Origin of the sequence: Nonomuraea gerenzanensis (assembly GCF_020215645.1) — a bacterium.
Classification (GTDB): Bacteria; Actinomycetota; Actinomycetes; order Streptosporangiales; family Streptosporangiaceae; genus Nonomuraea; species Nonomuraea gerenzanensis.
This window is the reverse complement of sequence record NZ_CP084058.1, coordinates 6406566-6430248: the sequence shown is the minus strand read 5'-3', so window position 1 is coordinate 6430248 and position 23683 is coordinate 6406566. Positions and strand designations below refer to the sequence as shown.

Genomic DNA, 23683 nt, shown 5'->3' with positions numbered 1-23683 from the left:
ACCAGCCTGGCCCCTGGAGTGCACTCCAGGTCAACCTGACGGAGCGGCGTGTCACGACGTGCCGGAGCGGCGCATGCCGGCGGCGGCCACGATCCCGCCGATGACGCAGAGCACGCCGGTGAGCAGCACCGCCGTGTGCACGCCGGTCATGAACGCGTTGCCGCTGCCCTCGACCACGGCTGCCGCCACCCGGGCGGGCATGCCCTCGGAGACGGGGGAGAGGCCCATGGCCACCGCGTCCCGCGCGTGCGCGAGCCCCGCGGCGGCGTCGGCGGGGACGCCGGCGGCGGTCAGCTCGCCCGGGAGTGTGGCGCCCACCCGGGCGCTGATCAGGGAGACCAGCACGGACGTGCCGAGCGCGCCGCCGATCTGCAGCGCCGTGGCCTGCAGCCCGCCGGCCACCCCGGCGTCCTCGGTGGGCGCGTTGCCCACGATCGCGTCGGAGGAGGCGGACATCACCATGCCGACCCCCAGCCCGAGCGCGAGGAACGGCGGCCACATGGCGGCGTAGGAGGAGTGGACGTCCCAGGTCCACATCCAGAAGGAGGCCGCGGCCTGCAGCGCCATGCCGATCGGCATGGACACACGGGCGCCGAGCCGTCCGGTCACGGCGGCGCCGAGCGGCGAGGCGGCCACGGTGGCCAGGCTCAGCGGGAGCGTCAGCACGCCCGACTCGACGGGTGTGAAGCCGCGCACGTTCTGCAGGTACAACATCAGGAAGAACACCACGCCGAGCAGCACGAAGAAGTTGACCGCGGTGACGATCACGCCGATGGTCAGCGCCGGGCTGCGAAACAGCCGCATCGGCAGCAGGGGGTGGGCCAGGCGGCTCTCGTACCAGCCGAAGACGATCAGGACGACGAGGCCCGCCGCGAGCGCGCCCAGCGTGCCGCCGGACGCCCAGCCCCAGCTCTCGCCCTTGACGACGCCGTAGACCAGCGCGACCAGGCCGATCGCGAGCAGCACCACGCCGGGCAGGTCGAAGCGGTGGTGGCCGGTGGAGTTCCTGCTCTGCGGCAGGACGAGCGCGCTGAGGACGAGGGCGATCACGCCGATGGGCAGGTTGATCAGGAAGACCGACTCCCAGGTGACGTGCTCGACGAGCAGCCCGCCGACGATCGGCCCGAGCGCGGTGGAGCAGGAGGCCACCATGGCCCACAGGCCCACCGCCATGCCGAATCTCCTCGGCGGGAAGACCGCGCGCAGCAGGCCGAGCGTGTTCGGGATGAGCAGGGCGGCGAAGACGCCCTGCGCGGCGCGGAAGGCGATGACGCCCTCGATCGAGCCGGCCAGGCCGATGGCGACCGACGCGACGGTGAAGCCCAGCGTGCCGATCATGTAGTACGTCCGGCGGCCGAACCGGTCGCCGAGCTTGCCGCCGAGGATGAGCAGGGCGGCCATCGCGATGAGGTAGGAGTTGGTGACCCACTGCAGGTCGGCGGTGGAGGCGTTCAGGTCGCGGCCGATCTCGGGGTTGGCGATGGCGACCACGGAGCCGTCGAGGTTGACCATGAACAGGCCGATGGCGACGGCGATCAGCGTCAGCCAGGGGTTGGACCGCCTGCCCGGCGGGGCGTGCGCGGGCAGGGTCGAGGCGTCCACGGTGGTGGAGGACATGAAGGTGCCTTGTCTGTGAGAGAAGAGGGGACGCGGCGGCGCGCGTGAACGGGCCGGCCCGCGAGGAGCGGCCGGCCGGAGAAGAAGGGGGTGGGACGTCAGAGAAGTGACGTCAGCGCGCCGAGCACGGAGCCCAGGGCGTCCTGCTGCCCGTCAGTGAGGGCATGCTGCGCGGGCGCGAGCGCGCGGACGGCGCGGTCGCGGTCCAGGGTGTCCTGAACGGACACGCTGAAATCGGGCATGCCGTGCAGGATATGGATTTTTCCGCCGGTATGTCAAAACGCTGACATGTCCGGCCTGTCCACCGCCGCGCCCGGGCACGGGCAGCCCGAACCGGTCCATGATCCGCGTCACGAGGTGCTCGACCACGTCCGCGCGGCAGCGCCGGGAACCGGCCGCCCGTCCCACGACGCCGGCTGGCCCCGGCGGATGAGGCCGTACGGGCAGGCGATGTTCGACCGGCCCTATCGCCACGGAGGGCGAGGCGGTGATGGACGTGCCCGGCGCCGCCGAGTCGGAGCGGGTGCGGCGGCGGACGCGTGGCTGCGCCCGTGGGCCGCCGCTATCGGCCGGGCCTTTCGTTTCTGGGATGAACGGCCGGTAAACGCTTCGTCACGTGACCTGACCCGCGCGGTGGCCGGAGCCATGGTGAAGGTGGCGACGGCGGATCCTCGGGCGAGGGAAGGGCGAGGTGCGATGCAGGCCGTGGGCTGCGATCCGACTGCTTGGCAGGGTGATGGCTCCCGACTCGTGGCGCAGGTGGCGCAGGCGTGCGCCGAAGCGGAGAAGCTCCGGCTCAAGGCGCGCGACATCCGGGCCGACGCCCGGCGCGTCGTGGCCGCGGCGCGGAGCGTCCACCGCGACCTCGCCGCGCAGCGCGAGCGCCTCAGGGCCGGCTACCTCGAGATCCGCCTTCGGCGTGCGGAGCGGGAGTGGGGCGAGGAGGGGGCAGGGGGGCGGCGCGGGCCGCCCTCCTGCGGCGGGTTCGGGTCCTCCTGCGGCGGGTTCGGGTCCTCGTGTGGCGGGTTCGGGTCCTCGTGCGGTGGGCGGGCCTTCCTGCGGCGGGTCCGGCCTGTCAGGGCGGCCGGTGGGTTCAGGTCGTCAGGGTGGCGCGGGGAGGCCGGCCGTAGACGCGGCGGTAGTAGGCGGAGAACCGGCCCAGGTGGTAGAACCCCCAGCGGGCGGCGATGGCGCTGACGGTGGCGCCGTCTGCCGGGTCGGCGGCCAGCAGATCGGCGTGGGCGGCCGACAGCCGCACCTGACGCACGTACCCCGTCGGCGTGGTGCCGAGGTGCCGGCGGAAGGCGTACTGCACGGCGCGAGGCGTGGCGCAGGCGGCGGCGGCGATGGCGGCCAGCGAGAGGTCCGGCTCGGCGTAGTGCGCCTCGATGTAGTCGATGGCCAGGCGCAGCACGGCCGGGGTGGCGTCGGAGTGGTCGGTGTGGGTCTCCTCCCGCACGGTCAGCGTGGTGGGGAACGTGGCCAGCACGCCGGCCGCCAGCAGCCGCGCGGCGTTGCCGACCACCAGGGGATGCCGGGCCGCCGGGCTGGACAGCAGTTCGTCGGTCAGGGCCAGCGTGTTGGCGATCGTCCGGGAGGCGCCGGCGCCGAGGGGTGCGCGCGACAGCAGCCGCGGCGGGTCGCCCGAGCCGTCCGGCGAGCCGCCGGCGACCTCGATCAGCAGGTCGAGCGGCAGGCTCACGGTACGGATGCGCAGCTCCTCGGCCCGCGAGACCAGGTTGTCGCGCGGGAAGGTGGCCACGAGCGCGTCGCCGGGGCCGTAGCGGTTGACGGCCTCCCCGTCGTCGATCATGACGGTGCCGCTGAGCACGTAACCGATTCGCACGGTCTCGATGTCCTGGTTGCGGCAGTGCAGGATGCCGGGGAGGGTCAGATCGGTGGTCATCAAGGGCCCGGCGGCCACGATCGACAGCGCGAGCCTGCTGCTGTCGCCGATGTGGCCCACCAGTAACCGGGTGCCGTAGACCTGCCCCAGCCACTCGCGGACCTGCTCCATGTCGCTGGTGACGAACCGGCTCACGGCCGGTGCGGTGGATCCGGTATGAGCGCTCACGGGCACCATCCCCCCTCGCGGGACGGCGTCACTCCATGGTGCGGACGAGCCGCGCGTACCCGCTCGAACACCCTTCGTGCCCGAGAGGCTACTGCGAATCGTTCGCAAAACGAAGACCCCTTGTGGCCATCCCTGCCTTCTGACCCGAAGGGAATGCCGCGGAGACATCGTCTCGACATCCGGGTACCGGGGAACGCACCGCACTGGCCCCGGCTGGCCGGGGTGTCGCAGAAGACCGTCTCCCGCGTGATGAACGGCGAGCCGTACGTCGGTGACAAGCTCCGCGAGCGGGTGCTGGCGGCGGCGCGCGAGCTGGGCTACCGCCGCAACACGGCGGCCCGCGCGCTCGACCTGGGCCGCTTCCACCGCATCGGGGTGGTCTCGCTCGGCAGCGCGCCTCGCCGGCTACTCCTGCCGGCCCGTCAGGCATTCCCTGCCTTCGTCCCATCTCCATCGCACGTCCTGACCCGTCAGATGAACGCCGCCGATCCACCGGTCGACGCCGTTGAGCGTCACGTGGTCCGCCTCGCCCGCCAGCACGCGCGCGCCGGCGGCGGTCAGGCTGACGGTGCTGGCGGGCCCGGTGGGGACGTTCCCGGGCACGGTACGCAGCAGCGGGTGCGGGGCGCCGGCGAGGCGGTCGATGGCGGCGTAGCACCAGCAGTCCCCGAGGTAGGGGCGGGCCTCGCGGGCCGAGGCGCGGACGAAGACGTCCCCGGCCGTGGACTCCTGAGCCGCGGCGGCGAGGATGCGGCGCTCGGTGAGGGAGAGCCCGTCGCGGGTGGAGGGGTACTCGCGGCTGAGGCGGTCGAAGGCCTCGCCCAGGAAGCGCAGCTCGGTGGAGCGCGCGGCGGCGATGGCGGGCAGGCCGTCCGGCACCGGGGCGCGGAAGGCGGCCCACGCCCGGGTGGCCAGGTCCAGGGCGGCGGGGGTGAGGGTGGCGCAGGCCCGGGTGGCGGGCAGCTCGGCGAGCTGGTCGGGCCGTAGCTCGCCGAGGCCGCCGAAGCGGGCGATGCCGGGATGCTCGCCGATGCAGATCAGCGTCACGCGATCGGCCGGCACCTCCAGCTCGGCCAGCAGGGAGAGCGCCTCCACGATCTGGAGCTGGTCGTACAGGTCGGCCTCGAACCACAGCACGTACTCGCCGTCGCGGTGGGCCACCACGGCGGCGTCGCGTTCCTCGAACATGCGCATGCCCTCGCCGTGGTCGTCAGCGTCCGCCGCGACCAGGAACGAGGCCCTGACGCGGCGCAGCTCCGCGCGCCCCACCGCGGGGACCGGCCCCTCGTGCAGCACGTCACGCCAGTACACGATGTGCCTGGCCAGCCCCGTCCCGGCCAGGTCGGTGCAGTCGCCGTTGCTGATGTGCAGCGCCGCCGCCATCCGCTCCTCGACGGGGGTGGGCGGCTCGCCCAGCAGCCGCCGGCGCGCGATCGCGTACGACTCGCCGGTCTTGGCCATGCGGGCGCGTACCCGGCGCTTGAAGTCCGCTTGCTTGGTCATGGAACGTCTCCCGCGCGCCCCCGCGTGTCCCCTGGCGACCTGAGCGGCGGGCGCACGTCCGACGGACGGCTCCTCCCGCCCGAGAGGTGAGCCTCCCTTTGCCTCCTGAGGGTGACCCGGCCGGGGCGGGTCGCCGGAGGTTGGGCGCGGACGGCCGCCGCCTCCCATGTTAGCCGCACCCTCCTCGATCACCATGGACAACGCTGGTCAATGTGCCGTCCTGGCTGGTCAATACGGCGCGCCGTACAAACGACCTCAGACACCCACTGAGGAGGCAATCATGACCGGCTTGAACGGCCCCGCCGAGCGGAGGTCACCATGATCACCCGCCGCTTAGGCCCGCGCGGGCTCCTGGCCGCCGCCGTGACCGCCGTCGCGGTGATCTCCGCGGGAACGCTCCATCTCGGCGGCGCGCCCGCCTGGGCTGCCACGGCGGCGAGCCCCGAGTCGCCCGAGGAGTCCCTGGACCCCGAGGAAGGTTCGGATCCCGAGGCCGCTACGGAGGATTGCGACGTTCCGGACGCGGAGACGGGTGACTCGGCCTTCGCGGTCACCGCCATCGGCCCGGACCGCGTCCCGCGCAGCACCGACCCCAGGTACGCCAAGGCCGCCAAGGACGACCGGATCAGCATCCCGCGGCTGAATGAGGCCGACGTCCAGCAGCGCTACCTCACCGTGGAGTACATGCTGCCGACCGGCGTCGAGCTCACCTGCGTACGGGTGGACCTGCTCGACACCACCCCGCAGGCCGGCAGGCCGGTGCTGCAGACGGTCACGCGGGCCGCGCCGACCGCCGACGGCGGCGAGGGGGTCAAGAGCGTCGGCAGGGACGAGCTCGAGATCCGCGTGACGTTCGACGAGCAGCACCCCTCCAAGGTCCGCGCCGAGCCGTCGGAGGTCACCCGGATCGGCTACCGCGTCAGCCTGTTCGGCAAGGATCGGGACGGCGCTGTGGTCGCCACCCGCGAGGACTCCGCCGACTTCTTCCCGCTGTGGCGGATGCCCGCCGGGTTCGGCCGGTACGGGCAGCGCGACGAGAAGGGCGGGGACGACTGGTGCTCCTCCTTCGCCCACGGCTGGCTGTCGGCCGCGGCCAACCAGGCGCTGCTGCCGCGCATCAACGACATCTCCGGCGAGCACGCGCGCAACCTCGGCCACCGGACGCACCTGACCGGCAACGACATCGACGCCTTCCACCCCTACCGGTTCGCCGGCGTGGACGCCGGCGCGCTCGGCTCGGGCGGCCAGAACTACAACAGGCTGGTCGCCGCGACCAAGGCCGCGATGAACGGCGACGCGGACGGGCTCCGCCAGGTCAAGGAGTGGGCGGAGGTGACCCGCGCCCGGCTGGGCAGGCTGATCGACAACAAGAACGTCACGCGGATGTACTACGCGGCGGGCAGCGCGGTGAAGGGCGACGCGCGGTTCACGGCGGGGTGGGCGAGCGCGCTGCTCAGGACCGGTGGGTACGAGTTCATCGACGCCAAGAAGGAGAGCGCGGAGCTCGATCTCGGGATCGGCGCCTGGAGCAGGATCGACAACAAGGTCATCACGGCCAAGGACTTCAGGACCGACCACAACGACCATCTCCACGTGGCGCTGAGCGAGACGCGGAGAAAGTAGCGGGCACATCGAGCGCATCGGGCGCATCGGGCGCACAGGTGCACCGGAGCGCCGGAGCGTCCGGCGGATCGGGCGCGTGATCGCGGGTGAGCGATCACGCGCCGTCCGGCCGCCCGAGGACCGCAGCGCGCTTCCCCGAGGGCGCGGAGGCTCAGCCGAAACGCTCGCCCAGCAGGCGGAAGGCCTCCTTCGGCTCCCACGACGCCTCCCCGGTCACCCGGACGACGCCGTAGCTGGCCGCGTCCAGCTCCCCGCCCATGTCGAACTGCGCGAACGTGTTGACGAACACGCTGTCCACCCCCTCCTGCTCGAACACGTCCAGCACCTCCCCGAGATAGGCGACCTGCTCACCCTCGTCCCGCACCAGCGCCCGGGAGAGCCCCACCGGCCGGTGCCCGTCGTACCGCACCACCTCCGTCCCCCGCGCCCCGAGATCCCCGCCACCCCGGAACGTCATGCAGCCCACCTCGGTGATCGCCACCGGCTTGCCCTGCGCGACCAGCCCGCGCACCCCGTCGCGATACCGGTCGGCGATCTCCACCGACCGGTACAGGTCCACCCCGACGATGTCGAACAACTCCCAGTTCACCGACTCGAAGGGGATCGAGGCGTAGCTGATCCGCCCCTGGAACCGTTGCCTGACCACCGACACGGCGTCCTCCAGGAACGCGTTGACCAGCGCGGGCACCCGCCCGAGGTGCTCGCGCAGCCTCTCCGGCTCGGAGAGCAGCCCGATCCGGTCCCCGATCGTGTCGCCGGGCAGGAACCCCCGGTTGAGCAGGCTGTGCTCCGCCCCCGCCACGAACACCATGTCGGTCCCCTTGATCCGCTCGGCGCAGTCGGCGAACAGGTCGAGCAGCTCCGACGGCGACAGGTCGGCGGTGAACGGCGAGAACCACACCTCCAGCCCGGCGGCGGCGGCCTCGCGGGCGGCGGCCTCCAGCCTGCCCGGGTTCGAGCCGATGATCCTGACGGCCGTGCAGTGCAGGTCACGCGCGATCGCCCGCAGGTCGCGCCGGACCGCGTCGAGGTCGAACGTCTGCCTGGTGTCGTGGTCACCGATCACGATGCCGGTGTCGTACACGATGCCCTTGCCCCGCATGATCTCATCCCTTCCAAAAGGTACGGTACGTACCGTACCCTGTAGTGCATGAGGCGTCGAGGTCAAGAGCTGGAGCAGGCCATCCTCAAGGCAGCGCAGGAGGAGCTGCTCGAATCCGGATATGCCGGGCTCACCATGGAACGGGTGGCCCAACGCGCGGGCACCAACAAGAACGCCCTCTACCGCCGCTGGCCCAACCGCGCCGCGCTCGGCGTCGCCGCCTACGCCGGCCTCGCCGCGGCCGGCACCGTCGTCCCCGACACCGGCAGCCTGCGCGGCGACGTCCTCGCCCTGCTGCGCGCCGCCAACGCCCACTGGTCGTCGCCCCTCGGCGAGATCGTGCGCGGCCTGCTGTCCGCCGCGGGCGACGACCCCGAGCTGCTGGCCCTCCTGCACTCCCGCGCCACGTCCGGCGGCGCCGACCTGTGGCAGGTCGTGCTGCGCAGGGCCGGCATCGAGGTCTCGCCCCGGGTGGCGACGGTGGCGATCGGGCTGCTGCGCAACGAGTTCGTCACCCGGGGCGCGCCGACCGTCCCCGACGAGGTGCTCGTCGAGATCGTGGACGAGGTCTACCTGCCGCTGGTCACGGGCTCGTCCCAGCCGGGTGGCTGATCACCTCTCGATCGGCATCCGGTCGAGCTGGAGGCGCGGGAACGGCTGCGCGGTGCCCGCCGCGGCGGCCGGAGCGCTCTCGGCGCCGCACGTCGCGACCTGGGCGTGCGCCGCGACCGCCGCGTCGATGGGATGGGGTACGGGGTTGCCGCCCTCGTCCACCCGCTGGTAGCCCGTCAGGTTGAACCCGATGGACAGCTGCCGGTCGCCGTCCGCGCTGGTCACCGACACCGTGGTCATGCCGAACACGCCTCCCTCGTGCCCCCAGAACCGGCCGCACGGCAGGTCCGCGGGCACCAGGCCGAGCCCGTAGCCGGACGTGCCGTCGCCCGCCCGCAGCGGGACCGTGCGCTGCATCTCGGCGAGCAGGCGGGCGTCGAGCAGCTCACCGCGCAGCAGCAGCCGGTAGAAGCGGTTGAGGTCCGCCATCGTCGAGACGATCGCGCCCGCCGTCCAGGCGATGGACGGGTCGTAGACGCTGTAGTCCCTGGGCGGGTCGATCAGGCCGTTCAGCCCCTCGTACGCCCTGGAGTGCGGGCCAGGTAGGTACGGCGTGCGCGGGAACGACGTGTGGCGCAGCCCGGCCTTGCGGATCACGTGGTCGGTGATGTAGCGCTCGGCCTTGACGCCCGTCACCTTCTCCAGCAGCAGGCCGGCGATGAGGTAGTTGGTGTTGGAGTACTCGCCGGGCGTCACCCCCGGCCGCCCGGTCGCGGGGGCCGCGAGCGCCAGGGACACCAGCTCCTCCGGCCGCCAGACGCGGAACCGGTGGGCGTCCACGTCCTCGACCCGCTGGAAGACCAGGTGGTCGTAGTCGGAGATGTGGCTGGTGTGGTTGAGCAGCATGCGGGCGGTGATCTGCCGGCCCCGCCCGTCCTGGATGAGGCCGGGCAGGTAGCGGTCGACGGGCGCGTCGAGGTCGATCGTGCCCTTACCGACCTGCTGCAGGACGGCCACGGCGGTGAACGTCTTGGTGATGCTGCCGACCCGGTGCACCAGGCCGGGGTGTACCGGGCGGCCCGTCTCCACGTCGGCGATCCCGGCGGCGCCTCTCCAGCTCTGCCGGCCGTCCACGACGTGCGAGTAGGTGCCGTACATGCCGGCCTCGTGCACCGCCTCCAGCGTCCGGCGCAACTGCTGCCGGTCGAGCGCGGAGCCGTCCTGGGCCGCGGCGGCGGTCGCGGGCAGCAGCACCGATAACGCGGCCAGACCCGCGATGATGGCTCGTCTCAAGGTTCCCCTCCTCAGCGTGTGAGTACCTCGATCCTGGACGGGGTGCGTCCGGTTGGGCCATCCGGCTGGAGGAGGAATGCGGGGTCATCCTCAGGTACGGCGATTTGTCCAGTGGAGGGCTGGTCAACGCTGGTCATCGTGGTGAGCGGGCCGGTCATCACGGCCGGTCGTATTCAGGAGCGGAGGGCCGCTCCGAGGGAGGGCGGCGTCCGGGATCCAGGGGGCCACGATGACGAGCAAGAGAGCGGCGGGTGGGCGGCACAGGCAGGGGCAGCCGGCGCCCGTGCCGCCGCCGGATCCGGTGCAGGGCCTGGGGCAGGACGTGGGGCAGGGCGTGGGGCAGGGCGAGCGGGGTCGCAGGCGCGGCTGGCGCTCCCGATCGGCTCCGCCGCAGGTGGCTGGGACTGGGGCGGGTGGTGACGGCGGTGTGCGGGCCCCGGCCATGGGCGGTGGTGTGCGGGCGGCGGCCACGGGCGGTGGTGTGCGGGCGGCGGCCACGGACGGTCCGCGAGCCTCGGCCGGAGTCGGCGCGGGGAGCGGCGAAGCGGCGGCCACGGTGCAGTTCCGGCAGGTGCGCCCGGTCGCCCTTCCGCCATCGATCCGCCAGGCGCCTGCCGCTGCGCCGCCGGTGGACCAGGCGTCGGCTGCTGCGTCGCCGGTCGGCCACGTGTCGGCCGCTGTGCCGTCTGGCCGCCAAGCGTCAGCCCCCGCGCCGACGCCCCGTCCGGCTGACGCGGCGACGCCGGTGCCGAACCCGGTGGAGGCGCTTGCGCGGCTGGGCCGCCCGGTGCTTCCCGCGCAGGGAGCGCACGGGCCCGGCACCCCCGCACCCCCGGACGGCCCGCCGCAAACCCCCGCCACCCCACCGCGCCGCCCCCGCCGCCGCGGCTCCATCAAACTGTGGGTGGCCACCGGCGTCCTGGCCCAGGCGGCGCTGCTCGCCGTAACCCTGCTCAACCAGGACCAGAACCCCACCAAAGCCCTGGCCGCCCCCGCGGCAACCCCCGCCCCCACGGCCACCCCGACGACCGACCGTCCGGAGCAGTCCCGGGAACGCAAGGCGGCGCCGAGCGTGGCCTTCTCGGCGGTGGCCGGCCCGAGCTGCCCCCGTGACACCAGCCGCAGCGTGAACATCATCGGCGCCCCCGGCAGGAACGGCTGGAAGGACGCCAGGGCCGGCGGCTGGACCGGCGCCGGTTGCGGCGACGGCTTCCTGTTCTCTGACCTCACGTACGACCCCACCGCCGCCGACCAGCCGGCCAACACCTTCCAGTGGCGTTTCACCACCGGCCTGCGCGGCCGGCACCAGTGCGCGGTGGGCGTGTACATCCCCAGGTCGGGCCTGGCCGGCCAGCGCGTCTGGTACACGGTCAGCGACGGCTTCGACAAGGACGCCCGCACGGTCACGGAGTTCACGCTCGACCAGCGCATGCGCCGGGGCACGTGGGTGGCGGCGCCTTCGACCGTCACGGCCGGCAGCGGCCTGGTCATGGTGGAGATCAGGGACACCGGCAAGGGCAACGCGACGGGCGACCAGTCGATGGTGGCGGGCCCCGTCCGGCTCTCCTGCGTGTGAGCGGCCGGCGGGGCTGAGGCTCGACCGCCCGCACGAAGAACACCACAGGCGGCCGGCTACGGCTCGACCGCCTCCACGATGGAGACCACCGTCCCGGTGGGCACGATCCGCGACATCCGCAGCCCCGCCGCCGCGAACAGCTCCGCGAACTCCGCCTCCGTGCGCTCCCGCCCCGGGAACGCGGTCATCAGCATCATGTCCACCGCCTTGGCCTGGTGCGGCTCGTTGCCGGGCGGGATGACCGCGTCGATGACCAGGATCCGCCCGCCGGGCACCATCGCGCGCCGGCAGTTGCGCAGGATGGTCACGCAGCCGTCGTCGTCCCAGTCGTGCAGGATGCGCTTGACCACGTAGACGTCCGCGCCGGCGGGCACCTCGGCGAAGAAGTCGCCGGGCGCCGGCCGCCAGCGGCCCTTGACCTCCTCGATGTCGAGCCGGTGCCCGGCCACCACGTGCTCCTCGTCCATGAGCACGCCGTCCAGGCCGGGACGCCGGCGCAGCACCTCCAGCAGGAACCCGCCGTGCCCGCCGCCGACGTCCACCACGACCCCGGACCCGGGGAAGTCGTAGGCGGCGGCGATCAGCTCGTTCTCCTGGTCGGAGAAGGCCGCCATACCGGTGTGGAAGGCGGCGGCCGTCTGCGGGTTCCTGGCGATGTAGTCGAAGAACGACATGCCGAAGAGGTCCTCGAACACCGAGCCGCCCCGCCGCAGCGACAGCTCCACCTCACCGGCGGGCCGCCACAGCGTGGTGTCGGTGAGCATGAGGACGGCCGGTCGCGCCGGTACGGGCGCGTCGGAGCGCAGCGCCTGCCCGATGGGAGTCAGGGCGAAGCGGCCGTCGGTCAGCTCCTCGAAGACGCCGCGCGTGGCCAGCACGCGCAGCACCCGGCGCAGGCCGTCCTCGTGCACGCCGGACCGCCCGGCCAGCTCGGCCACGGTGAGCGGCCCGCCGGCCAGCAGGTCGGCGACGCCGAGCGAGGCCACGGCCCGCAGCGCGCCCGGATAGACGTAGCCGAGTGCCTCGTCGATGAGGTAACGCGTCGCTTCCCGTCCGTCCGGTGTCTCACCGCTGATCTCGGTGGGCATGGCGAAGCCTCCAGTGAGCTGGGGATCTTGAGGACACGGTAGACGCGGTTCAGAGGGGAGACAACCGGGGTGCCCGATCCTCGATGGCCTGGGCCGCGCCGAGGACGACGTCCTCGGCGAACCGGCTCCGGGCCCGCGCGGGTCGAGGACGTCGGCGTCGTGCTCGAAGGGCGGCTCGGCGGAGGCCGGGGTGAGCAGGAGCCGGTCGGTGCCGAGCAGCTTCTGCAGCCGCGTGATCAGCGTAGCCAGCCGCGCCTGCCGGCTCCGCCGCGGTGAACGTGCACGTCCGGCTGCTGGACGTGACGCCGGGCGGCGCCGCGTGCCTCATCGCCAAGGGACAGGTGCGCGGCGCGGAGGAGGTGGTCGTGGACCTGCAGGACGTGGCCTACCGGCTGCGGGCCGAGGACGGGGCGGTGGTCGACGTCGTCAACCGGGGGTACCGCCACTAGGGAGGTGACGGGCCGGAGCAGTACGACGGTGGCCTGCGGGTGTCGCGGGCGGGCGTCTACCACCGCATCTCACCGGTGTTCCGCACCGACGCGCCCGCGCACCGGTGGCTCGCCGAGACGGTCTTCGTGAGGGTGGGGTGGGGTGCGGGCTCAGGCGCGGCGGCCGACGGCGGCCAGGACGCCGCCCTTGGCCAGCCCGGGCGGCTGGTACGGGTCGTCGTTGCGCCAGTTCTGGGCCGGCACGACCCCCGGCTCCAGCAGCTCCAGCCCGTCGAAGTAACCCCGCACCGTCTCCCGGTCGCGCCAGGCGATGGCCCCCGACGCCGAGCGCCGGTAGACACCACGCGCCTCGTCCAGCTTGTCCGGATCGCCCTCGTCCGGCTCGACGTACCCGTGCGAGAGCACCAGGTACCCGCCGGGCACCAGCGCGTCCCGCAGCGTCGAGATGATCTTGGACACCTCGTCGTCGTCGTGGAAGAAGTGCAGGACGGCGACCACCACGATCGCCACGGGCTCGCTGAAGTCGAGATGCGCGGCGGCGGCCTGGAGGATGTCCGCGGGCCGGTGCAAATCCCCCTGGACGACGATCGTGGCGGGGTTGTCGGCGAGCAGGGCCTGGGCGTGGGTCAGCACGATCGGATCGTTGTCGACGTAGACGACCTTCGAATCCGGCGCGACCCCCTGCACCACCTGGTGCACGTTGTCCTGCGTGGGCAGCCCGGCGCCGATGTCGAGGAACTGCCGCACCCCGGACTCGGCGAGCTGCCGCACGGCGCGGATGAGGAACCCGCGGTTGGCCAGGGCCACCTCCCGCACGTCGGAGCCGGCCTCGCGGGCGAGCCGCATGATCTGCTCGGCCGCCTGCCGGTCCGCCGCGAAGTTGTCCTTGCCGCCCAGGTAGTAGTCGTACATCCGTGCGACGCTGGGGACCGTCGGGTCGATGCCCTGGGGCACGTTCTCGTCCACCACTGGCCTGCCTTCCTCGCCTTGCCCGGATCATACGGGTAAATCCGCCCTTCTGTGATCTTCTGGGCTCATCACCCTGTCCAGCGGTGCGCGCCATCCCCGAGGTCAGCTGAACGCGGCCCGGTCGGCCTCCGGCAGCCACTGACGCTCCGGATCGAAAGGGGGCCGGTGCTCCCGCACGTACCCGATGAGCGCCTCCAGCGCCGGGTGGCGGCTGCGCCGGTGGAACAGCAGCGAGGACGGATAGACGGGAGCCGGCTCGGCGAGCGGGATCCGCACGGTCGCCGGATGCCACGGCAGCCGCATCGTCTCCCCGACGATGCTCACCCCCCGTCCCGCGCCGACGTCGGCCACGAAGTGGTCCCAGCCGAAGTCGGGCCCCGAGGTGTCGATCCCGATGCCGAACGCGGCGCCGAGCAGCCGGTAGAACTCGGCCCACTCGCTGCCGGGCACGTTGCCCGGCATCCACACCACCGACCCGGCCAGCTCCGCCATCCGCACCGACGCCCGGCCGGCCAGCGGGTGGTCGCGGCTGACGAGCAGGTGCGCCGGCTCCAGGAAGGCCGGCACGCTGCCGAGCTCCTCCAGCGGGCCGCCCACCCGGCAGAAGGCGGCGTCCACGGACCCGCGTTCGAGCGCGAGGCGGGCGCTCCTGAACCCGTTGGAGGTGACGATCTCCACGGCCACGTCCGCGTGCCGCCGGTGGAAGGCGCGCAGCAGGTCCACCGGGGCCAGCCGGGTGTCCAGCACGTCCACCCGCAACGCGCGCCGCCGCCCGCGCAGCACCGCCCGCGCCTGGTCGGCCAGCGCGATCAGGGCGCGGGCGTGCGGCAGGAACGCCCGCCCGTCGTCGGTCGGCTCGGCCCCGTTGCGGGTCCGCGAGAACAGCCGCAGCCCCAGCTCCGACTCCAGCTTCGCGATCCGCTTCGAGACGGCCTGCTGGCTGATCCCCAGCAGGGTCGCGGCCTCGCTGAAGTAGCGCTCCTCGGCGACGGCGACGAACGCGCGCACCGCGCCGAGATCCAGCTCCGCCTCACCTTCCTCCACAACCGTTGGTTGTGCCGGATCGGCGTGTCGGTTGTTGGACAACCCCACCTGCTCTCGGGTCGAATGGCGCGGGTCGTTCCCGAGCCTACAACCAGCAGGGGTGATCCATCGGTGCGATCCTTCGTCCATCTGCACGTGCACACCGAGTACAGCATGCTCGACGGCGCCGCCAAGGTCGGCCTGCTGATGGACGAGGTGTCCCGGCAGGGCATGCCCGCCGTGGCGATGAGCGACCACGGCAACGTGCACGGGGCGTACGAGTTCCACCAGGCCGCGCGCCGGGCCGGCGTCAAGCCGATCATCGGCATCGAGGCGTATGTCGCCCCCGGCTCCCGGCACCACCGCCGGCCGGTCTACTACAGCGACAACCTGGCCCTGCGCCGCTCGAACGACGACACCGGCGAGGGCGGCGACGTCTCGGGGCGCGGCCTCTACACGCACCTGACGATGTGGGCCGCCGACGCCCGGGGGCTGCGCAACCTGTTCCGCCTCCAGTCCCGGGCCTGGCTGGAAGGACACGTCCAGAAATATCCGCGCATGGACGACGAGCTGCTCGCCGAGTACGGCACCGGCCTCATCGCCACCACCGGCTGCCCGTCCGGCGAGGTGCAGACCCGGCTCCGCCTCGGCCAGTACGAGCAGGCCGTCGAGGCCGCCGCCCGCCACCGCGACCTGTTCGGCCCGGAGAACTACTACCTGGAGCTGATGGACCACGGCCTGCCCATCGAGCGCCGGGTCCGCGAGGATCTACTGCGGCTCGGCAGGCGGCTCGCGCTGCCGCCGCTGGCCACCAACGACTCCCACTACGTCACCGAGGACCAGGCCGCCGCGCACGACGCGCTCCTGTGCGTCGGCACCGGCAAGCGGCTCGCCGACGCCGACCGCTTCCGCTTCAGCGGCAGCGGCTACTTCATCCGGCCCGCCGCCCGGATGCGCGAGCTGTGGGACGCCGAGGTGCCGGGCGCCTGCGACAACACGCTGCTGATCGCCGAACGGGTCGGCGACTACGGCGAGGTGTTCGCCCACCGGGACCTGACGCCGCGCTTCCCCGTCCCGGAAGGCGAGACCGAGTCGTCCTGGCTGCGCGGGCAGACCCTCGCCGGCGCCCGCCGCCGCTACGGCGGCGACCCGCCGCGCGAGGTGCTCGACCGCATCGACCACGAGCTGTCGGTGATCGACGCCATGGGCTTCCCCGGCTACTTCCTCGTGGTCGCCGACATCTGCCGGTACGCCCGCGAGCAGGGCATCGGCCTGGGCCCCGGGCGCGGCTCCGCCACCGGGTCGATGGTCGCGTACTGCACGGGCATCACCCAGCTCGACCCGATCGAGCACCAGCTCATCTTCGAGCGCTTCCTCAACCCCGAGCGCATCACCATGCCGGACGTCGACCTCGACTTCGACGACCGGCGGCGGGACGAGATGATCGACTACGTCACCCGCAAGTACGGCGACGACCGCGTCTGCCAGATCGTCACGTTCAGCACCATCAAGGCCAAGGCCGCCGTCAAGGACTCCTGCCGGGTGCTCGGCCTGCCGTACGCCGTCGGCGACCGCATCACCAAGGCCTTCCCCGCCGCGGCCGGCGGCAAGGAGATCCCCCTGTCGGCCATCCACGACGGGAGCCATCCGCGTTACGGCGAGGCGGCCGAGCTGCGCGCCATGTACGAGCAGGACCCCGACGTCCGGCGCGTGATCGACACCGCGACCGGCATCGAGGGCCTGACACGCGGCACCGGCGTGCACGCCGCCGGCGTGATCCTGTCCAGCGAGCCGCTCATCGACGTGATCCCGCTGGTCAAGCCCAAGGCCGGCGGCCCCGTCATCACCGGCTTCCCGTTCACGCAGGCCGAGGACATGGGCCTGCTGAAGATGGACTTCCTCGGCCTGCGCAACCTCACCGTGATCGGCGACGCCATCGCCAACGTGCGCGCCAACAAGGGCGTCGAGATCGACATCTTCGAGGTGCCGCTCGACGACGCCAGGACGTACGAGCTGCTGGCCCGCGGCGACACGCTCGGCGTCTTCCAGCTCGACAGCGGCGGCATGCGGGTCCTGCTGAGACTCATGCAGCCCACCACGTTCACCGACATCGCGGCCGTGAACGCGCTCTACCGGCCGGGCCCGATGGAGATGAACGCCCACACCAACTACGCGCTGCGCAAGACCGGCAAGCAGCGGGTCGAGCCGATCCACCCCGAGCTGGAGCAGGCGCTGGAGCCCATCCTGGGCGACACCTACCACCTGGTCGTCTTCCAGGAGCAGGTGATGGCCATCGCCCAGCAGCTCGCCGGCTACTCCCTCGGCGCCGCCGACCTGCTGCGCAGGGCCATGGGCAAGAAGAAGAAGGAGGTGCTGGACGCCGAGTGGGACAGGTTCTCGGCGGGCATGCGCGGGCGCGGCTTCTCCGCCGAGGCCGTCAAGGCGGTCTGGGACGTACTGGTGCCCTTCAGCGGGTACGGCTTCAACAAGTCGCACACCGCCGGATACGGCCTGGTCTCCTACTGGACGGCCTACCTCAAGGCGAACCATCCCTGCGAGTACCTGGCGGCGCTGCTCACCTCCGTCGGCGACGACAAGGACAAGATGGCCGTCTACCTGTCCGACTGCCGCCGCCTCGGCATCAAGGTGCTGCCGCCCGACGTCAACGCCAGCAACCTCGACTTCACCGCCGTCGGCGCCGACATCCGCTTCGGCCTCGGCGCCGTACGCAACGTCGGCGCCAACGTCGTGGACGCCGTCGTCACCACCCGCGAGGCCAAGGGCCGCTACACCGGCTTCGACGACTTCCTGGCCAAGGTGCCGCCCGTCGTCTGCAACAAGCGCGTCATCGAGTCCCTCGCCAAGGCGGGCGCGTTCGACGGCCTCGGGCACCACCGCAAGGCCCTGGTGGCGGTGCACGAGCAGGCCGTGGACGCCGTCGTCGACGTCAAGCGCAACCAGGCGCACGGCCAGGACACGCTGTTCGGCGAGGCGGGCCAGGACGGCGCCTTCTCCATCGCCGTCCCGGAGGGCGAGTGGGACAGGCCCACCCTGCTGGCCCACGAACGCGAGATGCTCGGCCTGTACGTCTCCAGCCACCCCCTCGACGGCGCGGAACGGGTCCTGGACGCCGGCCGCGACACCACGATCGCCGACCTGATCGCCTCGGGCCGCCAGGACGGGACGGCCAGGATCAGCGGCATCGTCTCCGGCCTGCAACGCAAGGTCACCAAGCAGGGCAGCCCGTGGGCGATCGTCACGCTGGAGGACCATGACGCCGCCGTCGAGTGCCTGATCTTCCCCAAGACGTACGCGCTGTACGGGGAGGCGCTGGCCGAGGACCGGGTGCTCTCCGTGCGCGGCCGGATCAACGTGCGGGACGAGACGGTCAGCCTGTACGGCGAGGAGATCGCCGTGCTGGACGTCTCCACGGGCGGCGCCGAGCAGCCCGTGGTGATCTCGATCCAGGAGGGGCGGCTGACACCGCGCGTCGTCAGGGAGTTCAAGCACATCCTCACCGCTCACCCGGGACGCGCTCCCGTTCACGTGCACCTGCACCGGGGGCCCGCCGGGCACCTGCTGCTCGACCTGGTGCCGTTCCAGGTCGCGCCGGGGCCCGCGTTCTACGGCGACATCAAGGCGCTCCTGGGTGCCACGGCGATCGGCGCGGGCACATGAGCGGTCACTCCGCCGGTCACTCCGCCGGTCACTCCGCCGGTCACCCTGCCGGTCAGCCTGCCGGTCAGCCTGCCGGTCACGCCACCGGCCACCCCGCCTGCCCGCGCTGCCGCACCGGCGAGATCCTCGCCGTCCTGCGCCTGCCGCACTCCTGGACGAACGCGTCCGGCCGCCCGGTGCGCGGGCACGCCGAGGTGCTCCTGTGCGCCCGGTGCGACGCGGCCGACCCGCTCGCCAGGTACTTCGCCGTCCACGCCACGGCCCGCCCCGAGCACGCCGCCCTCCTGGCCCGCCTGCTCCACCAGTGGCTCATCCGAGCCCGAGCCCGGCCACCGGCCCCGGACGAGGACGCGCTGCGCGCCGAGGCACGGGCCTGGCACGAGGGACACCTCTGACCCCGAAGTCATCCAGCGGCGCTCCGGCCAGGGCGCATGCCCTCCGTCCGCCCCGGCGCGCTGCGGGCGAAACGGGCACGGACCAGGCCGGGGACGGACGGGCCGCCCGCGAAGCACCACAGCGCGATCACCGGGTCGCAGAGGGCGCAACCGAAGGAGGAGTCGTGCGCGAAGGGCAGGATGGGGCTGCCCTTGAGGTGGTGCAGGACGTCCCAGACGGTGTGCAGCAGCCAGCCGACGCCGATCCACGTCCAGCTCCGCAGCCCCAGGTAGGCGACGCACGCCAGCACGACAGGCAGCACGAACTCCCAGTAGCCGAGCCCGAAGCCGCTCAGATAGGCGGCGCCCGCGCCGCCGACGAAGATCGCGTTGAACGGCCGCCGGTGCGGCTCCGGGATCAGGGAGAGGATGGTGACGGCGATCAGGCCGATCACGATCGGCATGACGATGGACATGTCTTTCCGTTCTGCGAGACACGCGGACAGGGAAGCGGCCCGGCCGGGGCGCCGCCAGCCTAGATCGGCCGCGCGGCGGCCCCCATGGGGTGGATGGACAACTTCCAACGGATTCCCGCCACGTTCTCCCCGGCGCACAGGTCAGGCCGGGCCTGAGGGGGTGGGCCCGGCCTGACCGGCTCGCGGATGCCGCGGGTTACGGCTCCAGCATGATGGAGTTGACCGGCGACAGGTTCACGACGTAGTGGCCGGGGCCGTTGCGGGTGCCGCAGTTCTGCCCGCCGTAGGCCGCGCAGAGGCGGAAGCCCGCGCCGCCGGTCTGGTTGTTGATGATCAGGCGGTCGCCGAAGACGTTCCTCAGGTTGTGGGCGCCGTACCTGAAGTACGTGTCCGGGTTGCCGTTGGAGGTCGTGTCCGGGTAGATGCACACGTGCCCGGACGGGCAGGCCGCTCTGGCACGCTGCAGCTCCGTGGCCGTACCGTGCTGCGGCGCGGCGGCGGCCGGGACGGACAGCGAGGCCAGGACGGCCAGGGCCGTGACACCGCAGGAGGCGAGCGCGGTGCGCAGGCGGCTCGTGCGGGCGGTGGCCTGGTGGAGGTTCTTACGCATGATGGTGGCTGCTCTCTCGAGTCGGGTGACCGTGATCCGGGGGCTCCCGGCCGGCGCTGTGCCAGCTAAGCGGGGCTGCCGGGGTGTCCAACAGGGAGGCAGACGGACCCGTACGAACTCGTCCGGACCGGTCCGGGCACGAGCCGGTCCCGGACACTTTCCAGCCAGTCTCGGACGCGCTGCGTAATGGTTCGTATACTTTCCGGCGTGGGTGGGGTCAGGAGCGGGCCGGGGGCCGAGGGGCCGACGAGCGCGGAGCCGCCGGCGGCGGGCGAGGAGGGCGGGCCCGCGCCGGAGACGGTGCACAGCCATGAGGACCTGGTGGCGCTGCTGGTGGAGCAGTTCGCGCGGGCGGACGTGTCGCTGCGCGAGCTGCAGGCGCGGGCCGATCGGGCGGGCGGCACCCGGCTGCCGCGCGCCACGTGCGCCGACATGCTGGCGGGGCGGCGTTTCCCGCGCAAGGCGGTGATGGTGGCGTTCCTGCGCGCCTGCCAGGTGCCCGAGCAGCGGCTGCCCGCCTGGGAACGGGCCTGGGAGCGGGTACGGCTGGCCCGCATGCCCGCCCTCCCGGGCCAAGCCCCGTACGGCGATTCGCCAACGGCCGGGCCAGGGCTGGGCGGCGCCGTGCCGGGCGGGCCGGGACTGACAGGAACGGCGCCGGGCGTGACAACGCCGGTCGGGCCGGTGCTGAGCGGCCCAGTGTCAGGCGGAGCGCCAGGCGCAGTGCGAGGCGCAGCGCCAGGCGGAGTGCCAGGCGGAGTGCCAGGTGGAGCGCCAGGCGGAGTGCCAGGCGCAGTGCCAGGCGGAGCGGCATCAGGCGAGGCGGCGTCGGGCGGTCCAGTGGAGAGCGCGACGGCGCTGGGCGGGACGGCGCTGGGCGGGACGGCGCCGGGCGGGACGGCGCTAGCCGCGACAGCGCCGGGCGGTGGGCCGTTCGCCGGGGCGCTGGTGCGCGCGGCCAGGCGGTGGCGGTGGCCACGCCGATCGCACCTGATCGCACTGATTGCCACCACCGCGACGCTCATCACCACAGCCGTCACATGGGCGGCCGGGCACGACACGATCACCGACGACGGCCGAGCGTTCGGCCCCGGCGGTTCGAGCCGATTCACGATCCGCATCGACCCGAACGCCGGCCCCGTACGCCTGACCCGCCGCCTGGACGCCCGAACGTCCCGCCAGCGAGCCGCCGTCACGGTGAACGGCACCCCCGCCGGCCACTGGGAGGCGCTCCCCGACGGCACCGACGGCTGGGCAGAGCAGCACCTCGACCTCCCCCCATCCCTCACCTCGGGCCACGGCTCGCTGGCGGTCGTCAACACGTTCGTCTCATCGGAATGGGACTTCACCGAGTTCAGGTACGTAGCCGACCAGCAGTCCGGTGCCGCCTGGACGACGACCGACACCCTCGACCTCGGCCCCGCCCACCCCGGCGCCGAGGCGGCGCACGGCTACCGCGTCACGGGGCAGACCTTCGCCGGCACCCGTACCCTCGACGCCCCGCCCCAGGCGGACACCCCGCGCGTGCGCTACGAGGCGGAGGCCGGGCGGATCAGTCATGCGCGGGTCCGCCCCGGCGCCGCGGGCGCGTCGCAGGGCGCGGTCGCGGCCGGGCTCGACCATGCCGACAGCTGGGTCGAGCTGCGGGTGTACGCGCCGCGAACCGGCCGTTTCGCCGCGCACGTCACCTACGCCGCCGGGTACGGCGACGCGCAGCACACGGTGACGGTGAACGACACCACCCGGTTCACCCTCGACTACCCCCACCACGGCTGGGACGTCTGGCGGCGGGTGACGGCCGCCCTGCCGCTCACCCGGGGCTGGAACACGCTGCGCTTCCAGCACCACTCCCGCTGGGCCGAGCTGGATCACGTCGAGATCGGCTGACCTCCGGGCGGCCCGGCGCCCGGGCCGTTAGCCTTGCCGGATGAAGACGCATGGTGAACTGAAAGGCTTCTGGGAGCGCCGCCTGCAGTCCGACTGGACCGAGAGCGGGGTCGGCTACGCGGCGCTCGGCCGGGCGTTCAACACCTGGATGTACCGTGTGCGAGCGGAGGTCTTCGACCGCGAGGCCGCCACCCTGCCGCTCGACCTGCGCGGCTCCCGCGTGCTCGACATCGGCTCGGGCACGGGCTTCTACGTGCGCCGCTGGCAGGGCCTGGGCGTCAAGCCGATCGTCGGCTGCGACCTCACGGCGGCGGCGGTGGAGCGGCTGCGTGGGCGCTTCCCGGGGGTGGAGTTCCACGAGCTGGACATCGCCGAGCCAGGTGACGTGCTGGAGCCGGGCTCGTTCGACGCGGTCTCGGCCATGGACATGCTCTTCCACATCACCGACGACGTCCGTTACCGGGCCGCGCTGAACAACGTGGCGGCGGCGCTGCGCCCCGGCGGCATCTTCGTCCTGTCGGAGAACTTCCTGCAGCGGCCCGAGCAGCGCGGCGACCACCAGGTCAACCGCACGCTGCCGTGGATCAACCGGGCGCTCGGCGAGGCCGGGTTCGACGTGATGCGCCGGCTTCCGATGCTCGTCCTCATGAACGCCCAGGTGGACGCGAACTCCGTCTGGCGCAAGCTGTGGGGCGGCCTGCTGCGCGCGGTCACCCTGAGCGAGCGGACCGGCGCCCTGGCCGGGTCGTTGCTCTACCCGCTGGAACGGCGGCTCGTCCGCGTCCTGAGGGAGAGCCCGACCACGGAGCTGATGATCTGCCGTCGCCGCTGACCCGGCACGGCGGGGGTGGTCAGGAGTAGAAGTGCATGACGACGGCCAGCCCGACGAAGTGCATGAGCGCCACGGCGACCAGCAGCGACACGAACACGAACTTGGCCGGCCCGTGCTCGAAGTGCTTGCCCTCCTTCAGCGGCGGCAGCTTGGCCTGACGCTCGGCGATGCGCTCCTCCAGCGGCTTGCGGTGAAACACGGGAGTCCTCCAACCCGCCAGATGCTTAGTGTCCTAATGGTTTGTACACCAAGTAAACTACCAGGCGACGATGGAGGTGCACACCGATGGAGCCTGTGACAGAGGCAACAGATCTGCTGGCGCTGGACCGGCAGGTGTGCTTCGCCCTCAGCATCGCCTCGCGCAGCGTGATCGCGCTCTACCGGCCGCTGCTGCAGCCGATGGGCCTGACGCATCCGCAATACCTGGCGATGCTGGCGCTGTGGGAGCGGGAGCCGCTGTCGGTCAAGGAGCTGGGGGAGCTGCTCCAGCTCGACCCCGGCACCATGTCGCCCCTGCTCAAGCGGCTTGAGGCGCTCGGCTACCTCCGGCGCGAGCGCAGCAGCAGGGACGAGCGCGCGCTGGCCGTGACCCTCACCCCGGAGGGACGCGCGCTGCGGGCGCAGGCGGAGAAGATCCCGCCCGCCATCGTGGCGCGGCTCGGCATGGGCCTCGACGAGCTGCAACGCCTGCACGAGTCGCTGACGCGGGTGATCGCGGCCGCCCGCCAGGACGGCGATCCCGCGGACTGACGTGGTGCCCGCCTGACGTGGTGCCCGCCTGACGTGGTGCCCGCCTCCCCTGCCGGGAGGCGGGCGTCTCAGTATGGGAGCCGGCGCCCGGACGGCGTCCGCAGATCCAGGTTCGGGCGGGGACGTGCCGGCTTCGGCCGCATCGTCGTACGTGTGGTGCGCATCCTGATCTCCTCGCATCGATATGCCTCTTCTACGTCGGAGGCA

At 72.7% G+C, this 23683-nt stretch carries 21 protein-coding genes and 1 pseudogene; 10 read left to right on the top strand and 12 right to left on the bottom strand.

Features of this window, described 5'->3' with window-relative positions; all coding sequences use genetic code 11:
• Positions 1 to 51 precede the first annotated feature (51 nt).
• The 3 genes from LCN96_RS30050 to LCN96_RS30040 all read right to left on the bottom strand — a co-directional run bounded on the left by LCN96_RS30050 (position 52) and on the right by LCN96_RS30040 (position 3658).
• The gene (locus tag LCN96_RS30050; RefSeq protein ID WP_225265777.1) at positions 52 to 1617 is read right to left on the bottom strand and encodes a DHA2 family efflux MFS transporter permease subunit; all 1566 of its coding nucleotides are present in this window, start codon (positions 1615 to 1617) and stop codon (positions 52 to 54) included.
• Positions 1618 to 1715: 98 nt separating this feature from the next.
• The gene (locus LCN96_RS30045) at positions 1716 to 1859 is read right to left on the bottom strand and encodes a hypothetical protein (RefSeq protein ID WP_225265776.1); all 144 of its coding nucleotides are present in this window, start codon (positions 1857 to 1859) and stop codon (positions 1716 to 1718) included.
• Positions 1860 to 2710: 851 nt separating this feature from the next.
• The gene (locus LCN96_RS30040; protein WP_225265775.1) at positions 2711 to 3658 is read right to left on the bottom strand and encodes a helix-turn-helix domain-containing protein; all 948 of its coding nucleotides are present in this window, start codon (positions 3656 to 3658) and stop codon (positions 2711 to 2713) included.
• Positions 3659 to 3679: 21 nt separating this feature from the next.
• On the opposite strand from LCN96_RS30040, the pseudogene LCN96_RS57165 reads away from it, so the two are divergent.
• A pseudogene (locus LCN96_RS57165) lies at positions 3680 to 4009 on the top strand (LacI family DNA-binding transcriptional regulator); the annotation flags it as partial.
• A gap of 87 nt (positions 4010 to 4096) precedes the next feature.
• Here LCN96_RS57165 and LCN96_RS30030 read toward each other — a convergent pair.
• On the bottom strand, positions 4097 to 5194 hold the full coding sequence (locus LCN96_RS30030; protein WP_225265774.1) for a hypothetical protein: 1098 nt from the start codon (positions 5192 to 5194) through the stop codon (positions 4097 to 4099).
• 318 nt (positions 5195 to 5512) lie between these two features.
• On the opposite strand from LCN96_RS30030, the gene LCN96_RS30025 reads away from it, so the two are divergent.
• Positions 5513 to 6817, top strand: coding sequence for a hypothetical protein (locus tag LCN96_RS30025; RefSeq protein ID WP_225265773.1), 1305 nt, complete (start codon positions 5513 to 5515; stop codon positions 6815 to 6817).
• A gap of 151 nt (positions 6818 to 6968) precedes the next feature.
• On the opposite strand, the gene LCN96_RS30020 is transcribed toward LCN96_RS30025, so the two are convergent.
• Positions 6969 to 7919, bottom strand: a complete 951-nt coding sequence (locus LCN96_RS30020; RefSeq protein ID WP_225265772.1) for a hypothetical protein — start codon at positions 7917 to 7919, stop codon at positions 6969 to 6971.
• Between the two features lie 48 nt (positions 7920 to 7967).
• Here LCN96_RS30020 and LCN96_RS30015 point away from each other — a divergent pair, with 48 nt between their 5' ends.
• Complete coding sequence (locus tag LCN96_RS30015; protein WP_225265771.1) at positions 7968 to 8531, top strand: TetR/AcrR family transcriptional regulator; 564 nt, start codon at positions 7968 to 7970, stop codon at positions 8529 to 8531.
• Here the strand turns inward: LCN96_RS30015 and LCN96_RS30010 are convergent, their stop codons facing one another.
• Complete coding sequence (locus LCN96_RS30010) at positions 8532 to 9764, bottom strand: serine hydrolase domain-containing protein (protein WP_225265770.1); 1233 nt, start codon at positions 9762 to 9764, stop codon at positions 8532 to 8534.
• Between the two features lie 229 nt (positions 9765 to 9993).
• On the opposite strand from LCN96_RS30010, the gene LCN96_RS30005 reads away from it, so the two are divergent.
• Positions 9994 to 11340 (top strand): hypothetical protein, encoded by a 1347-nt coding sequence (locus LCN96_RS30005; RefSeq protein ID WP_225265769.1) that lies wholly within the window; start codon positions 9994 to 9996, stop codon positions 11338 to 11340.
• Between the two features lie 56 nt (positions 11341 to 11396).
• Here the strand turns inward: LCN96_RS30005 and LCN96_RS30000 are convergent, their stop codons facing one another.
• Complete coding sequence (locus LCN96_RS30000) at positions 11397 to 12428, bottom strand: acetylserotonin O-methyltransferase (protein WP_225265768.1); 1032 nt, start codon at positions 12426 to 12428, stop codon at positions 11397 to 11399.
• 272 nt (positions 12429 to 12700) lie between these two features.
• Here LCN96_RS30000 and LCN96_RS29995 point away from each other — a divergent pair, with 272 nt between their 5' ends.
• Positions 12701 to 12877 carry a hypothetical protein gene (locus tag LCN96_RS29995; RefSeq protein ID WP_225265767.1) on the top strand — a complete coding sequence of 59 codons (177 nt, stop codon included), beginning with the start codon at positions 12701 to 12703 and terminating at the stop codon, positions 12875 to 12877.
• A 150-nt stretch (positions 12878 to 13027) separates the two neighbouring features.
• Here the strand turns inward: LCN96_RS29995 and LCN96_RS29990 are convergent, their stop codons facing one another.
• A complete protein-coding gene (locus LCN96_RS29990) occupies positions 13028 to 13843 on the bottom strand; it encodes an SAM-dependent methyltransferase (protein WP_225265766.1) in 816 nt (271 codons plus the stop codon).
• A gap of 105 nt (positions 13844 to 13948) precedes the next feature.
• Positions 13949 to 14890, bottom strand: a complete 942-nt coding sequence (locus tag LCN96_RS29985) for a LysR family transcriptional regulator (RefSeq protein WP_225265765.1) — start codon at positions 14888 to 14890, stop codon at positions 13949 to 13951.
• A 63-nt stretch (positions 14891 to 14953) separates the two neighbouring features.
• On the opposite strand from LCN96_RS29985, the gene dnaE reads away from it, so the two are divergent.
• Positions 14954 to 18547, top strand: a complete 3594-nt coding sequence (gene dnaE / locus LCN96_RS29980) for a DNA polymerase III subunit alpha (RefSeq protein WP_311131952.1) — start codon at positions 14954 to 14956, stop codon at positions 18545 to 18547.
• Positions 18544 to 18942 (top strand): DUF6300 family protein, encoded by a 399-nt coding sequence (locus LCN96_RS29975; RefSeq protein WP_225265763.1) that lies wholly within the window; start codon positions 18544 to 18546, stop codon positions 18940 to 18942. Before dnaE ends, LCN96_RS29975 begins: the two co-directional genes overlap by 4 nt.
• Before the next feature lie 8 nt (positions 18943 to 18950).
• Here LCN96_RS29975 and LCN96_RS29970 read toward each other — a convergent pair whose 3' ends face one another.
• Entirely contained in the window at positions 18951 to 19397 is a 447-nt protein-coding gene (locus LCN96_RS29970) for a DUF6010 family protein (protein ID WP_225265762.1), read from the bottom strand.
• Between the two features lie 196 nt (positions 19398 to 19593).
• Positions 19594 to 20007, bottom strand: a complete 414-nt coding sequence (locus tag LCN96_RS29965) for a hypothetical protein (RefSeq protein WP_225265761.1) — start codon at positions 20005 to 20007, stop codon at positions 19594 to 19596.
• 207 nt (positions 20008 to 20214) lie between these two features.
• Between LCN96_RS29965 and LCN96_RS29960 the strand changes: the two genes are divergently transcribed.
• Positions 20215 to 21894, top strand: a complete 1680-nt coding sequence (locus LCN96_RS29960) for a CBM35 domain-containing protein (protein WP_263657339.1) — start codon at positions 20215 to 20217, stop codon at positions 21892 to 21894.
• A 40-nt stretch (positions 21895 to 21934) separates the two neighbouring features.
• Positions 21935 to 22726: a class I SAM-dependent DNA methyltransferase gene (locus tag LCN96_RS29955; protein ID WP_225265760.1), complete on the top strand. Its 792-nt coding sequence runs from the start codon at positions 21935 to 21937 to the stop codon at positions 22724 to 22726.
• Positions 22727 to 22745: 19 nt separating this feature from the next.
• On the opposite strand, the gene LCN96_RS29950 is transcribed toward LCN96_RS29955, so the two are convergent.
• Positions 22746 to 22925 carry a hypothetical protein gene (locus tag LCN96_RS29950; RefSeq protein WP_168019878.1) on the bottom strand — a complete coding sequence of 60 codons (180 nt, stop codon included), beginning with the start codon at positions 22923 to 22925 and terminating at the stop codon, positions 22746 to 22748.
• 86 nt (positions 22926 to 23011) lie between these two features.
• Between LCN96_RS29950 and LCN96_RS29945 the strand changes: the two genes are divergently transcribed.
• On the top strand, positions 23012 to 23476 hold the full coding sequence (locus tag LCN96_RS29945) for a MarR family winged helix-turn-helix transcriptional regulator (RefSeq protein WP_225265759.1): 465 nt from the start codon (positions 23012 to 23014) through the stop codon (positions 23474 to 23476).
• Positions 23477 to 23683: the final 207 nt, after the last annotated feature.